This window comes from Salinisphaera hydrothermalis C41B8 (assembly GCF_000732535.1).
In the GTDB taxonomy this organism is placed as follows: Bacteria; Pseudomonadota; Gammaproteobacteria; order Nevskiales; family Salinisphaeraceae; genus Salinisphaera; species Salinisphaera hydrothermalis.
The window spans coordinates 1-13,780 of record NZ_APNK01000044.1; the positions used below are offsets into that span (position 1 = coordinate 1).

The 13,780-nt window shown below is 61.7% G+C and carries 8 protein-coding genes and 3 pseudogenes; 2 read left to right on the top strand and 9 right to left on the bottom strand.

Translation table 11 applies throughout. The features are described from left to right. The 5 genes and pseudogenes from C41B8_RS20950 to C41B8_RS17340 all read right to left on the bottom strand — a co-directional run. Positions 1-285: pseudogene (locus tag C41B8_RS20950) on the bottom strand (hypothetical protein); the annotation flags it as partial. A gap of 1,617 nt (positions 286-1,902) precedes the next feature. After that, positions 1,903-2,247: an IS5 family transposase gene (locus C41B8_RS19865; RefSeq protein ID WP_051883727.1), complete on the bottom strand. Its 345-nt coding sequence runs from the start codon at positions 2,245-2,247 to the stop codon at positions 1,903-1,905. A gap of 4 nt (positions 2,248-2,251) precedes the next feature. Then, positions 2,252-2,449, bottom strand: a complete 198-nt coding sequence (locus C41B8_RS20955; RefSeq protein WP_051883728.1) for an IS5 family transposase — start codon at positions 2,447-2,449, stop codon at positions 2,252-2,254. A gap of 69 nt (positions 2,450-2,518) precedes the next feature. Then, positions 2,519-3,460 (bottom strand): annotated as a pseudogene (locus C41B8_RS17335) (IS481 family transposase); the annotation flags it as partial. A gap of 399 nt (positions 3,461-3,859) precedes the next feature. Next, a complete protein-coding gene (locus C41B8_RS17340; RefSeq protein ID WP_415752842.1) occupies positions 3,860-6,019 on the bottom strand; it encodes a copper-transporting P-type ATPase in 2,160 nt (719 codons plus the stop codon). Between the two features lie 415 nt (positions 6,020-6,434). Here C41B8_RS17340 and C41B8_RS20740 point away from each other — a divergent pair, with 415 nt between their 5' ends. Together C41B8_RS20740 and C41B8_RS17350 are read left to right on the top strand one after the other, a co-directional pair. Beyond that, positions 6,435-6,860, top strand: a complete 426-nt coding sequence (locus C41B8_RS20740) for an SHOCT domain-containing protein (protein WP_051883730.1) — start codon at positions 6,435-6,437, stop codon at positions 6,858-6,860. A 153-nt stretch (positions 6,861-7,013) separates the two neighbouring features. After that, positions 7,014-7,893, top strand: a pseudogene (locus tag C41B8_RS17350) (integrase core domain-containing protein). Between the two features lie 405 nt (positions 7,894-8,298). On the opposite strand, the gene C41B8_RS17355 reads toward C41B8_RS17350, so the two are convergent. From C41B8_RS17355 to C41B8_RS17370, 4 genes are all read right to left on the bottom strand, one after another. Next, a complete protein-coding gene (locus C41B8_RS17355; RefSeq protein ID WP_051883731.1) occupies positions 8,299-10,023 on the bottom strand; it encodes a methyl-accepting chemotaxis protein in 1,725 nt (574 codons plus the stop codon). Positions 10,024-10,227: 204 nt separating this feature from the next. Continuing rightward, positions 10,228-11,859: an electron transfer flavoprotein-ubiquinone oxidoreductase gene (locus tag C41B8_RS17360; protein ID WP_037341141.1), complete on the bottom strand. Its 1,632-nt coding sequence runs from the start codon at positions 11,857-11,859 to the stop codon at positions 10,228-10,230. 78 nt (positions 11,860-11,937) lie between these two features. Further along, the gene (coaA, locus tag C41B8_RS17365; protein WP_037341144.1) at positions 11,938-12,882 is read right to left on the bottom strand and encodes a type I pantothenate kinase; all 945 of its coding nucleotides are present in this window, start codon (positions 12,880-12,882) and stop codon (positions 11,938-11,940) included. A 216-nt stretch (positions 12,883-13,098) separates the two neighbouring features. Further along, positions 13,099-13,698: a LysE/ArgO family amino acid transporter gene (locus tag C41B8_RS17370; RefSeq protein WP_037341179.1), complete on the bottom strand. Its 600-nt coding sequence runs from the start codon at positions 13,696-13,698 to the stop codon at positions 13,099-13,101. Positions 13,699-13,780: the final 82 nt, after the last annotated feature.

Genomic DNA, 13,780 nt, shown 5'->3' on the forward strand with positions numbered 1-13,780 from the left:
TTCCCAGGACCGCCGGAGCGCCGCTTGATCAAGTCTCCATACACCAGACTTGCATATAGCTCTAGCCTCGCCCCCGGCAATCTCGATGCGCTCCGATCGGATATGAAAGTCACGTGTAATCGAGCGGGATATTCCGCCCTTGATACGCGCGGATTCACTGGCTCGGCGTCGTACATCGGCGCGGGAAACGCCGGGGAGGAACATATCGAGGCCGGCGAGCATTCCTCCAGCCGCCATGGCTTGAAGAATACGACGTCGCTGGTCGTTGCATGTGTAATCTTTCAAATTCAGCTCCTTACAGCACGCTTTACCGCGCCGAGGTGGTCAAATTAGTGAGGCGGCGTGGCTGAGGCAGTGTCGCAAGCAGCCTGACCTTAACTCTTTGATTCTATTCATTTCCGGCCTTCGCGCTTGAAGTTAAAAGACGACCCACGGGCGCTACGTAAGGGGGATAACGTCGGGCGCCCATGGGCCGAATCGCGGCAAGGATGTCGAGGGACCTTGCCGCTTGCACCCGGGCCCATGGGAAGGGACGGCCCGGGCGAACACCGGTAATCCACATCTCGTTTGAGCGCGGCTGCCCTGGGACGGCCTGCCGAGCCACCGAGTTACGCAAGTGCGCCGTGCGATCTAGCCGGTGTCCGTATCGACCAGAGGGGCTAGCGTCTACAAAGAAATACGCGCCTTCGTCACGCCGCGGCTAAGCAAGTGCGACAAACGCACTCGGTAGAAGCCTCGAACGAACGTGCGGAAGGGCGGTAAACAAAGTTCGCTGCGCAGTACAGGGAAGAAAGCCATCATGGCATCGGCCTCTCGCGTGATGACTCGTGACTGTCGCTTGGTCCGGGTTACGGTACCGGTAATAATCAACACAATCAGTTCAAAAAACCGATTCATCGACGTTATCAACAATCAGCAAGCATTTAACTGGGTTGGGACGCCTCTGCGGACGTCATAGCGCATCAGCTAAATGGCGAAAGACGGAGGGCGGTAGGGCAGTCGAATGAAACCGACCTGGGCTCGCGATGTTACGGCCGCGAATGGGTAGGCAGGGCGCGGATTGGATGCCAGAGATGTGGCGGAATCACTTGCGAGCGCGCCGGAAGAGCAGCTACCTACCACATCGCAGCAACATCTTTGGTGTCGGGGCGGTACGTCGGGCTGCGATTCACGCGCATGTTCGCTGGTCTCGGCACTAGGTGTTGCGTGACTAGTGGCGCTTAGACAAGACAGCTCGTGCGCACCGGCCTGCGTGACCAGCGATTGAAATAAGAGCAGGGCGATTGCTACAGCACGAAGCATGCGAAGAAGGTTATTCGTGGCTCGGTGGAAATGCAAGAGGTCAACGTGCTCATTACATTAAACCTACGAGGTGATTCACGGTGAATTAGGTGCTTTGTCCGGGCGTTTGCTGGGTTGGTTTCGCCTTGAGTCGTTGGAAGCGCCAAAGTCCATTTGTTGCAGACAAACTCGTGGGATGCGAAAGTTTTGGGCGTCTTTAGTCTCCGGCCGATGTTATGGGCGTTGGCGAAATAGCATTGCCGTTGGGCGTGATCGTTATAATCGAAACGTTAAACGGTCGTCTTCTTGATCGTTCGAGTCATGCACGCTGTGGACTTGCACATTGGTCAAAGGACGCTGAGCTTGGCTCGGATGGTGTAGAGATGCCGGCTGATAAAGTTGAACGTCACTCCGACACGTAAGATGTGCATGAAAACCTCACCGAGGACTAATGGCTTTCTCGGTCGAGTTGGCTTCATCAACAATTGCGTCGCGAGCTTGTGAAAGGCAACTGCTACGGCATTGCTGAGATAGCGCCGAAATTATGATGTGGACCTTGCTGGCCGCTCGTTTCGACTAGGCTTGTGATTGTTTTTTGTCCGATTTGTGGGTCCATCGGGTTCAAATCGCGGCGTTCTTGTACAACCAGGCGTCGGGATCGGTTTTGCATTCGTGGGTGTCCGCGCGCCGGGTTTTGCCCTTGAAGTCGGGCGGGCCCTTCGGCGGCTCATCGTCATCGTCCTTGCGACGATAGCTGCCCATCGACGCCCAGGCGTCGATCAGCGTGCCGTCTACAAAGAAATGCTGTTCGGACAACAGCTGGCGCTGACGGGCTTGATCGACGACTGCCTCCAGCAGACGACCGGTCACCGCGCCATCAATAAACCGCTGCCGGTTCTTGGTGAACTTCGTGGCATCCCAGACCGCGTCGTACAATGAGAGGCCGACGAACCATCGAAACAGCATATTCTTAGCGCAGCTGCTCAATGAGCTGACGCTCGGAACCGATCGAGTACAGGACCTCGAGCAACAGCGCCCGGATCAGGCGTTCCGGGGCAATGCCCGGTCGGCCCGTATGCGAACAGCTGGCCGCCAGCGTGCCCTCCATCGAGTCCGGGGCCGCATCGGCCAGCGCGCGAATCCGGCGCAGGGGGATCGGCGGGCACAAAATCGGTCGTCTGCGAATACGAAAACAGCCACAGTTGCTCGGCGTCCGGGCTGCGCATCGGCTCGGCGCCTAGCTGTGTAAACCCACCACATTGTTCACGTTGAGCCGCAGCCGGCTGATCGGTGGTCGATGGTTCAGGCTGGCGTGAGGTCGATGCCAGTTGTAGTCATGCAGCCAGTACGGCAGATAGTCAGCGCGCTCATCGGCGTTTTGATAGACAGGGTCATCCGCCCATTCGTGTAGCGCCGTCTGAATCCAGCGCTCGGCCTTGCCGTTGGTCCGCGGCCGGTACGGCCGCGTGCGCTTGTGTTGAAGCCCGAGGCGACGACAGGCGGTGGCAAAGCGCGGGGATTGATAGCACGCCCCATTGTCGGTGAGTACGGCCTTGAACGGGACGCCCAAGCGGCGGGAGTAACGAAGCGCGGCGATCAGCGCCCGAACCGCACGGGCGCCGGTCTCATCCGGCCAGATGGTGGCATGGCCCACCCGGCTGTGATCATCGATGGCCATATGGAGGTAGTCCCACCCGGCTCCCCGCGACTTGCCGCGCCGGTCGCCCGCCACGCGATGACCGGGACGCGCAAAACGAGTCACTTTCTTGATGTCCAGGTGCAACAGATCGCCGGGGGCGTCGTGTTCGTAGCGTCGGACGGGCGGCGAGGGTTCCAGCGCCGACAATCGATTCAGGCTGGCCCGCTGGAGCACGCGCGCGACCGTCGCGCGCGGCACGCCGGTCTGACGCGTGATCGCCGAATAAATACGTCGCTGGCGACGGAGACGGCGGATGCGCGCTTGCTGCGCGCCTGAGGTCCGATGCGGGCATCGGTGCGGCCGGCAGCTTCGATCCCACAACCCCGCCCAGCCTTCGCGACGATAGCGCGCCAGCCACTTGTAGACCGTGCGGGGACTGACCGCCATGGCCTGGGCGACATCGACCGGTCTGAGCCCTTGTTCGATCACACGATGGACCCGCACCTGTCGACTGTGAACGGTGAGTCGCGCATTCTTGTGTGTTCATCCGGGTCGCTCCTTACGTCTGACGGATTTCAGCACCCATCAGCTTCAAGGCTTGCGGCTCGGATGAACAATCTACTGAGAGGTCACACCTAGCACTTACTCTCGCTGACTGTCCCGAGGTTTGCCGGGTTTTTCAGTGGCGCTCTAACGGCAATAGCGTATACCGCTGGTAGGCCATGATTATCGCCTCGTCTTTGCACCGAAAGTGTGGTCGAGTCGGGCCCGCGAACTGCAACCTTCAGATCAGACGCGGAAGATCGTCGCTTCCCGTTGGCGACGGTCTTCTGGCTAATGCAGTGGCGCGCCGCCAGCGGTTTGAGGCTCTTACATTGCTCGATGTTTTGCCGCGGTCTTTGTGGCTCTTTCTGTTTCTTGTAATCGCGACATGTCGAGTCAGACGGCCGTGCGGCGCAGCCGCAGTGCATTGCCGACCACCGAGACCGAGCTCAGCGACATCGCGGCCGCGGCGATGGCGGGCGACAGCAGCAGGCCGATAAAGGGGTACAGCACGCCGGCGGCCACCGGCACGCCGATCGCGTTATAGGCAAACGCGAAGAACAGGTTCTGCTTGATGTTGCGCATCGTCGCCCGACTGAGCTTCAGTGCACGCACGATGCCGCGCAGATCGCCCTTGACCAGCGTCACCCCGGCGCTTTCCATGGCAACATCGGTGCCCGTACCCATGGCGATGCCCACCTGGGCCTGGGCCAACGCCGGCGCGTCGTTAATCCCGTCGCCCGCCATGGCCACGAAGCGGCCTTCGGCCTGCAGCGTCTTGATGCTTTCGGCCTTCTGATCGGGCAGCACGCCGGCGATCACCTCATCGATATCCAGCGATCGAGCGACTGCCCGAGCCGTGGTCTGGCTGTCCCCGGTGAGCATGACCACCCGAATACCTTCCTCGTGCAAAGCGCGGATGGCCTCCGGCGTGCTTGGCTTGATCGGATCCGCAACCGCGACCAGGCCGGCCGGCTGGCCATCGACAGCCAGGAACATCGCCGTCTTGCCCTCGGCTCGCAGTGCTTCCGCGCGTTGCGTAAGGGCGGCCGCCTGCACGCCGAGCGTATCCATCAAGGCTGGATTGCCCAGCGCCACCGCGCGCTCGTCGATACGGCCTTTCACGCCTTGACCGGTGACAGATTCGAAATCGGTGTACTGTCCGGGTTGAATGCCGCGTTCTTCGGCCCCCTGGACGATGGCCGTCGCGAGCGGATGTTCGCTGCCGCGTTCCAGGGTGGCCGCCAGGCGCAGGACCTCGTTGTCGTCGAAATCGGCCGTGGCGACCACGTCCTGAAGCCGGGGGCGACCCTCGGTGAGCGTGCCGGTCTTGTCCACCACCAACGTATCGACGCGACGCAGCGTCTGTATTGCCTCGGCATTCTTGAACAGCACCCCCGTCGAGGCGCCTTTGCCACTGGCGACCATGATGGACATGGGCGTGGCGAGCCCCAGAGCGCAGGGGCAGGCAATGATCAGGACCGCCACGGCGTTGATGATCGCGTAGGCCATGGCGGGTTCGGGGCCGATAATCGCCCAGACGATGAAGGTAACGATGGCACTGACGATGACGGTCGGCACGAAGTAGGCCGCGACCACGTCCACCAGGTTCTGGATCGGCGCACGGCTGCGGCTCGCCTGACTGACCATCTGCACGATCTGGGCCAGCAGGGTGTCGCGGCCCACGCGCCTTGCCTCGATCACCAAGGAACCGGTGCCGTTGATGGTCGCCCCGGTAACCGGCTCGCCGGCGTGTTTTTCCACGGGCATGGGTTCGCCGGTGATCATGGACTCGTCCACCGACGATTGGCCGTCGACGACTGCCCCGTCCACGGGTACTTTCTCGCCCGGACGCACCCGCAGGCGGTCGCCGATCCGGACCTGCTCCAGCGGCACGTCGTCCTCCGTGCCGTCGGCCGCGATCCGGCGCGCGGTTTTCGGCGCCAGCCCTAGCAAGGCCTTGATGGCGGCATTGGTTTGGCTACGCGCACGCAGTTCCATGACTTGGCCAACCAGTACCAAAGTCACGATCACCGCGCCGGCCTCGAAATACACGGCCACATTGCCGGTCGCGTCACGGAAGGATGCCGGAAAAATCTGCGGGAACAGCGTCGCCACGCAGCTATAGATATACGATACCGCGACGCCCAGGCCGATCAGCGTGAACATGTTCAGGTTCCAGCCGTGCAATGAACGCCAGGCCCGGACGAAGAACGGCCAGCCGCACCATAGCACTACGGGCGTGGCGAGCAGCCACTCGATCCATACCCCCACGGCGCGTGGGATCATCGCTTCGATCGACACACCGGGGATGTAGTCACCCATGGCGATGACGACCAGCGGCACCGTCAGTATCAGACCCACCCAGAACCGCCGGGTCATATCCGCAAGTTCCGGATTGTTTTCGGGCTCGGCGCTGACCTCCCGTGGTTCCAGCGCCATGCCGCATTTGGGGCATTCGCCGGGCTCGGTCCGGACGACGTCCGGATGCATGGGGCAGACCCATTCGGTGGTATCGGTTGGCGGTTCCGGGGAATCGGTTGGTTCTGCGCTCATCGTGTACGCCTCGCGTCCATCCGGGCCGCCATCGACCGTTCCCTCAACGGCCGGCCGGTGAGCCGTCACGCCGGCATTTCGAGCCCTCTCTTGTTCGGAAACTGGACCGTCTGCCATTGGAGGCTGTAGGCGAGGATGTTTGATTGTCTGATTCATGACTTGGGCCGTCACCGAAACGATCTGAACGAAAATAGAAGAACCGACCCGTTTCATCGATCGCTCGATGCAGGAGCCGAGAGACTATGTATAGACGCCCCGTTGGCCGTTGCCGTTGATGAGAATCAAATTCCGTCCCCAGCGATGAGAGGGATGCATGTAATCGATGCGAATCTGCTATGGCGCGTTTGTCTGGCCTGGGCGGTAGGCAGTTTGTGTCCGTGGTGGGGCGGAGACAGGCAACGGTCCGGCTGTTGATATGAATCAAGGCACGATGCAGCGCGACATGATCGAATACCGCCATGTCGATCTTTTCCGAGGAGAATTCATCGTGATGGACGGTAAATGGGCTGGCGTTTTGGCGTTTCTCGGCACTTCGGTCGCGGCGACGCCGGCCTGGGCACAATATGGCTCGGGTGGCCTGTATGGGCCCGGGATGATGTGGGGCGGCAGCTGGGTCGGTTCGATTTTCGGCATGGTGATGATGCTGCTCGTCTTTGCAGCGGTTATCGCGTTTATCGTGGTCGCGGTCCGATGGCTGGCCAGGCAGGAGGATCATCACCACGCCACGAACGCCCCGCCGACCGGTAGGCCGACAGCCCTTGATATTCTGAAAGAGCGCTTCGCCCGGGGCGAGATCGATAAAAAAGAATTTGAAGAGCATAAACGGCATCTTTTGGACTAAAAGTCCGATAATACAAGCCGGTCTCCGATCTTCTAAGAGCCTATTCTAATAGGACGGGCGGGGTCTGCGCTGGTCTGAGCGTGTACCCGGCTAGGGGTGTTTGGTCCCGCTGTATAGTGGTTCAAGTTTAACGCCGGAGTTCAAAGCGATCTTATGGGCCAAATACTTTACGGACGCGCCACGACCACGTACGCCACGCGAGCAGCAATACAGCGATCGACAGCTTCGGCCTCGCAGCTCGCACGGCAATACGGCATCAACGTGAAAACCGTGCTGAAATGGCGCCACAGGGCGCAGGTCGAGGATCGCCCGATGGGGCCGAAGCAGCCCCGCTCGACCTCGTTGTCGCGCGAGGAAGAAGCCGCCTGCCTGATCTTTCGTCGACACACCCAACTGCCGCTGGACGATTGTCTGTACGCCCTGCAAGACAGCATTCCGCATCTACGCCGTTCCAGTCTGCATCGGCTCTGTGCACATTGACATTGCCGAGGTCCGCCCCGAACAAGGCCGGCATCATCTGTTTGGGGCCATCGATCGCACGTCGAAGTTCGTCGTCGCGCGCCTTGAGTCCCAGCCCAATCGCCGGACAGCCGCCGCTTTTCTGGAGCATGTGATCGATGTATTGCCGTATCGCATCCATACGGTGTTAACGGACAACGGCATTCAATTCACCGACTCGGCGCGTTATCGCGATCCGAACAAGCCGCTGAATCGTCGATCACGCTTCGATCAGCGCTGTGTGGCGCATGGCATCGAGCACCGGCTGACCCGACCAAATCATCCGTGGACCAACGGCCAGGTCGAGCGCATGAATCAGACGCTCAAGGCCGCCACCATCAAACGCTATCACTATGCTGATCTCGAACAACTGCAGAGCCACTTACAGACGTTTCTGGCGGCCTATAATTACGCCAAAAAACTCAAAACCTTGAAAGGGAAAACCCCGGCCGAGTTTATCAGCGCCGAGTGGGCGCGGGACCCCCAGCCATTCTTTTATCCGCCAAACCAGTTATTGGCGGGACTGGACACCTAGGGAGCTTTGCCGCAATTGGGTGATGTCGAGGCAGGGCTTGCCCGCTGTACGCGCGGGGCTCCGCGCAGGTTTGTCGCCGGAGCGCCGCAGGTTGCAGGAGCAGGCGTATTTGGCTGGGTGGCTCGGGAGCATGCATCGCTCGCTCGATCGCAGCGATGCGTGCCCGTGGCCCTTGCGCTGTCAGGTCGCCGTCGCTGCTAGGGCGTGTTGAGGTTTGGTGCGCGCGCCGCGTTGGCGTCCGCAAATCGTGACCGGCAAGGCGCGAGTCGCCGCGTCGTGGCGAGCCACGACCCAGACTCGCAACGCCGCCGGGCGCGATTTGCGGCCCAACCCTTCGGGACAAGCACTGTTTTGCGGCAATCCAGCGTTATAGCTCTCTCGCGTAGGTCCACTACGCCACGTTCGCTACGCCTCGTCTTGCCGCAAAACAGCGCTTGGCGCGGACTCGCACGAAACCTCAACACGCCCTACACCCGCGCGCGCCGAACGGTGGGTGGCCACTCGGCTCGACGGCCGGGAGTCGGCGCCACTTGGATTGTGAAGCCGAACTTTCGACACCGTCAGTTTTTCGTTTTTGACGCGAAAGATCGAAATACTGCGCTCGAGTCCTTGCGATTGCGCGCTCAACGCCTGCGCGGATGCGGATGATTTTTCCACCAGCGCGGCATTCTGCTGCGTCATTTTATCCATGCTGGTCATGGCTTCGCCGACTTGCTCGATGCCCGTGCGCTGTTCGGTGGCGGCCATGGCGATTTGCTGCATGAGTTGGTTGACTTGCTGAATCGCGGTCACGACATCGCTCATGGTCTGGCGGGTCTGATCGACCTCGGTGCTGCCGGCATCGACGCGTTCGCTCGAGGCCTGAATCAGCGTCGTAATTTCTCCTGCCGAATGCTTCGTGCGTTCAGCCAGCGCGCGGATTTCGTTGGCGACGACGGCAAAGCCGCGGCCGTGTTCACCGGCGCGGGCGGCCTCGACCGCGGCGTTTAGAGCCAGCAGGTTGGTCTGGAAGGCGATGTTGTCGATCACGTCAACGATGGTATGGATCTGCTCGGACGAATCGCTGATCTGGCGCATCGTGTCGACTACTTTGCCGATCTGGTCGCCGCCGCGCGTGGCGGTGATCGCGGCCTGTTCTGCGAGCTCAGAAGCCGAGCTTGCGCTGTCGGCGCCCTGCGCGACGGTGGCTGTGAGCTGCTCCATGCTGCTCGATGTCTGTTCGAGTGCCGCGGCCTGGGCTGCCGTGCGTTGCGCCAGGTTGTCGTTGCCCGCTGCCATCTCGGTCGCCGCGGGCGCGACCACATCGATGCCTTGTTTTACGTCGCCCACGACATTGATCAAGCTATACCGCATGACGTTGAGCGAAGCCAGCAGGCGGCCGATGTCGTCGTTACGCTGGGCTGCGATTTCGGCGGTGAGGTTGCCTGCCGCGATCTGGCGACTCATCGTCAGCGCCGAGTTCAGGGGCCGGACGATACGGCGATTCAACGTTATGCCCCACCCGATGAGTGCGATGCTGAACACGCCGGCGGCCGACGCAAGTACATAAGGATGACCGGCCTCGACACGCCCCAGAATGCCGGTTGTCACGATACCCGCAACGCCGAGGGCCGTCATGAGCCCCAAACGCCAGCGCAACGACGGGTTGCCGAGACGGACAAGCCGCTTACCCAGGGCATGTTCGTGGATGACGCCGTTAACCAGATGGGCACGTGCTTTTTTACCCGCGCGCAGCCGCGCATAAACGCGGGTGGCGGTTGCTTTTTCCTCGGCCGTGACGCCCCGCCGTACCGAGGCATAACCCGACGCCTGCCCGTTCTGGACAATCGGCATGACGGTGGCATGAACCCAATAGAAATCGCCGTTCTTGCGGCGATTTTTCACGATGCCGGTCCAGGTTTTACCGGCGCGAATCGTGGCCCAGAAATCGGCGAACGCTTCCGGCGGCATATCCGGATGTCGGATCAGATTGTGCGGTGCGCCCACCAGCTCATCCCAGGCGAAGCCGCTGGCTTCGATGAACGCCGGATTGGCAAAGACGATATGGCTGTCCAGATCGGTCTGTGAGATCAGATACTGGTGTTCGCCCAGCACATATTCGTTGTTAGTGACGGGGGTGTTGTATCTCATGCGTCGCGCCTGCCCGATAGGCCAATGATGCCCCAGGAAAAGGGGCAATCCATGCGGGATTATTACGGCAGGAACGACGCGATATTGAGGCATGAATCGCGTGCGGACATGGGTTCTGAGCGGGACGTTGACCCGGCGTCGGCCTTGATCGTTCGAGGCGTTTGCAATCCGGGTGATCGGCCGGCCGTGCGGATTTCGAACCGTCTACAGGTTGTAGTAGTTCGGCCCCGATCCGCCTTCCGGCGCAACCCAGTTAATGATCTGGTATGGGTCCTTGATGTCGCAGGTCTTGCAGTGCACGCAATTGGCCGCGTTGATCTTGAGTTCGGCCTCGCCGTTGGCGTTCTCGACTATTTCATAAACGCTGGCGGGGCAGAAGCGGGTGCAGGGATTGCCGTATTCATGGGTACAGCGCTCGATGCAGATGTTCGTATCCAGCACCTGCAGATGTACCGGTTGATCCTCGTCGTGCTCGGTTTGGGCGTAATAAACTGACGCCAGCCGATCGCGTGGCGGCAGATCGCGTTTGACGTAGTCCTCGGCCTGTTCAGGGGGCGGGCCGTTCAGTTCGTCGAGGCGCCGGGTCGCGCGCCAGTCGGCGTGGTTGTGCAGCGTCCAGGGCGAGGCACCGCGCGTGGCGGTTTCCCAGACCGCGTTGGCGAGTCCGAGCCACTTGCCCTTATTGAAGCCCGGGCGAATGTTGCGGACCTTTTTCAATTCGGCACCGACGTTCGAGGCGCGCAGAGCAGCGTCGAAGCCGTCGGCGGCCTGATGGGCGGCCACATGATCGGCGGCGATGATACCGGCCTGCATGGCGGTATGGATGCCCTTGATCTTGGGCACGTTGAGCGTGCCGGCAGCATCGCCAATCAAGAGGGCGCCCGGCATCTCCACGCGGGGTAGCGATTGCCAGCCGCCCTCGACCAGCGCGCGTGCGCCGGCCGAGACGATCTCGCCGCCTTCGAGCATTGGCTTGATACGGGGATGGTGCTTGAACTGCTGAAACACCTCGAACGGGCGCAGCCGCGGGTCGGCGTAATCGAGCCCGACCACGAAGCCGATGGCGATCTGGTTATTGTCGAGGTGATAGAGAAAACCGCCGCCGTAGGTGTCGTCGTCTAGCGGCCAGCCGATGGTGTGCTGGATCAGGCCCGGCTGGCATTGCCCTTCGGGGACTTTCCACAGCTCCTTGAGCCCGATGCCGTAGGTCTGCGGGTCGGCATGGGCGTCCAGCTCGAAGCGCTCGATGAGTTGTTTGGTGCAATGGCCGCGACAGCCTTCGGCGAACAGCGTGATCGGCGCATGGATCTCGATGCCGGGGGTATAGCTGTCCTTGGGCTGGCCGGCCCGATCAAGCCCCATGTCGGGCGTGCGTACGCCCTTGACCGCGCCTTCATCGTCGAACAACGCTTCGGCGGCGGCAAAGCCAGGATAGATTTCCACGCCGAGCGCTTCGGCCTTCGGCGCCAGCCAGGCCATCATGTTCGCCAGCGATACGATCACATTGCCGTGGTTGTTCTGCTGGGGCGGGGTCGGCAGGCGGCTGCCGCCATGCTCGTGCAGCAACCAGAACTCGTCCTCGGCGGCATCGACGCAGATCGCGGGCGGATCATCGCGCCAGTCGGGTACGAGTTCATCCAGTGGGCCGGTTTCGATGACGGCGCCCGCCAGGCTGTGGCCGCCCACCTCGGCGGCTTTCTCCAGCACGCAGACCTCGGTCTCGGGGGCGTTCTGCTTGATGCGCATGGCCGCGGCCAGCCCGGCGGGGCCGGCGCCGACGATCAGTACGTCGTAGGCCATGACGTCGCGTTCGATATCTTCGCTCATGGGCAGCATTCGGGTGGGCCGGCACGCGTCGGCGCGCCGCGCGAAATTCGATGATCGCCATGGTAGCGCGCGATGCGCGGCTGGCGACTACTTGCGCAGGCTGATGCTGTCGACGGCGTGCTCGGGGCCCTTGGACAGGATCAGGCTGGCGCGCTCTCGGGTCGGCAGAATGTTCTGGCGCAGGTTGACCTCGTTGATCTCGCGCCAAATACGGTCGGCGGTGGCCACCGCTTCGTCATCGGAAAGATCGGCGTATTTGTGAAAGTACGAGTTCGGGTCGGAGAACACACTGTCGCGCAGCGTCATGAAGCGGCGGATGAACCACTGGTTGAGTTGCTCGATCGGCGCATCGACATAAATCGAAAAATCGATGAAGTCGGACACAAACACATGATGCGTGTTCTGCGGGTAGTCCATGCCGCTTTGCAGTACGTTCAGCCCTTCGAGCACGAGAATGTCGGGCTGGTCGACGATCTGTGAGCGATCCTGAAGCACGTCGTAGACCAAGTGCGAATACAGCGGCACCTCGAGTTGCGGTCGGCCGGCCTTCAGCTCGGAGACGAATTCGATCAAGCGATTGATATCGAACGAGACCGGAAAGCCTTTCCGGCTCATCAGATCGCGCGCTTCGAGCGTGGCGTTCGGGTACAGAAAACCGTCGGTGGTCACCAGCGCCACGTTGCGCTGCTGCGGCCAGCGGTTGAGCAGGGCCTGCAATACACGCGCCGTGGTCGACTTGCCGACGGCCACGCTGCCGGCGATGCCGATCACGAACGGCGGGCGACGATCGCGGTTGCCGAGGAAACGATCGAGCGTGGCGCTGCGATGCTGATTGGCATCCACATACAGATTCAGCAAGCGTGCCAGCGGGAGGTAGATCTCCCGGACTTCTTCCAGCGACAACGCTTCGTTGATGCCCTTGAGGGTGCGAATCTCGTCCGGCGTGAGCGTCATGGGCGTCGCTTCTCGCAACGCGGCCCATTGCTCGCGGGAAAACTGCATGTAGGGGCTGTCTACCGAGCGGGTCGACATCGTTCGGGTCCCCCGTGGCCGAAATCAAATCGGGGCAGTATAGCCGCCCGAGGCACGCTGCACAGGGGCAGGACGATCCGGGGCTGTGCGGGGGCAGCAAAATCGCAGCGCCACCGGGGCCTTGATTCGGTACGTCGATAGCCGCCAAGCCTCGCGAGGCGCGCTGGCTCGGCACGATCGTCCAATGGCGAGCACGAGGCCAGGGCAGGCGAGCCGCTATGTCTCAAGCAACAGACGAACGGCGAGCGTCGCCATCAACACGCCGATGCCGCTGTCGACGAGCCGCCAGGTGGCTGGTCGTGCGAACAGGCCGCGCAAGTAGCGCGCGCCATACCCCAGACTGAAAAAAAAGACGAACGAGGCACAGATCGCGCCGGCACCAAACAGTAATCGTTGTTCGCCGTAGGTGGCGGCCACGGTGCCGAGCAACACCAGCGTATCGAGATAGACGTGCGGATTGAGCCAGGTGAGGGCGAGCGTGACCGACAGCGTGCGGGCCAGCGTGGCGCCGTTTCCCTGGTCGGGTTGCAATCCCTGACTGCCGCGTATCGCACGACCCAGGCTGGCGATCGCATAGGCGGCGAGAAACGCCGAGCCGGCGTAGCGAAGCGCGCTGATCCAGTGCGGATGCACGCGGGTCAGGGCGCCGATCCCGGTCACGCCGGCGGTAATCAACACGACGTCGGACAGCGCGCAACACAGGCATACCGCGAACACATGTCGGTTGGCGAGGCCCTGACGCAGCACGAATGCATTTTGAGCGCCTATGGCGACAATCAGGCCAAGGCCAAGAGCAAAACCGGCACCGAAGGGCATGGCGGGAACCGAATAATGAACCGGGGCGCAGCTTGCGTTATCGCGCGCCAGCAGCAAAGCTAAAATTGCTAGCCCAGATTAA

Excerpts from the sequence above, each read along its gene's own strand:
- C41B8_RS19865 (WP_051883727.1), bottom strand. The coding sequence starts at position 2,247 with ATGCTGTTTCGATGGTTCGTCGGCCTCTCATTGTACGACGCGGTCTGG.
- C41B8_RS17340 (WP_415752842.1), bottom strand. The coding sequence starts at position 6,019 with ATGAGCGCAGAACCAACCGATTCCCCGGAACCGCCAACCGATACCACC.
- C41B8_RS20740 (WP_051883730.1), top strand. The coding sequence starts at position 6,435 with ATGAATCAAGGCACGATGCAGCGCGACATGATCGAATACCGCCATGTC.
- C41B8_RS17355 (WP_051883731.1), bottom strand. The coding sequence starts at position 10,023 with ATGAGATACAACACCCCCGTCACTAACAACGAATATGTGCTGGGCGAA.
- C41B8_RS17360 (WP_037341141.1), bottom strand. The coding sequence starts at position 11,859 with ATGCTGCCCATGAGCGAAGATATCGAACGCGACGTCATGGCCTACGAC.
- coaA (WP_037341144.1), bottom strand. The coding sequence starts at position 12,882 with ATGTCGACCCGCTCGGTAGACAGCCCCTACATGCAGTTTTCCCGCGAG.
- C41B8_RS17370 (WP_037341179.1), bottom strand. The coding sequence starts at position 13,698 with ATGCCCTTCGGTGCCGGTTTTGCTCTTGGCCTTGGCCTGATTGTCGCC.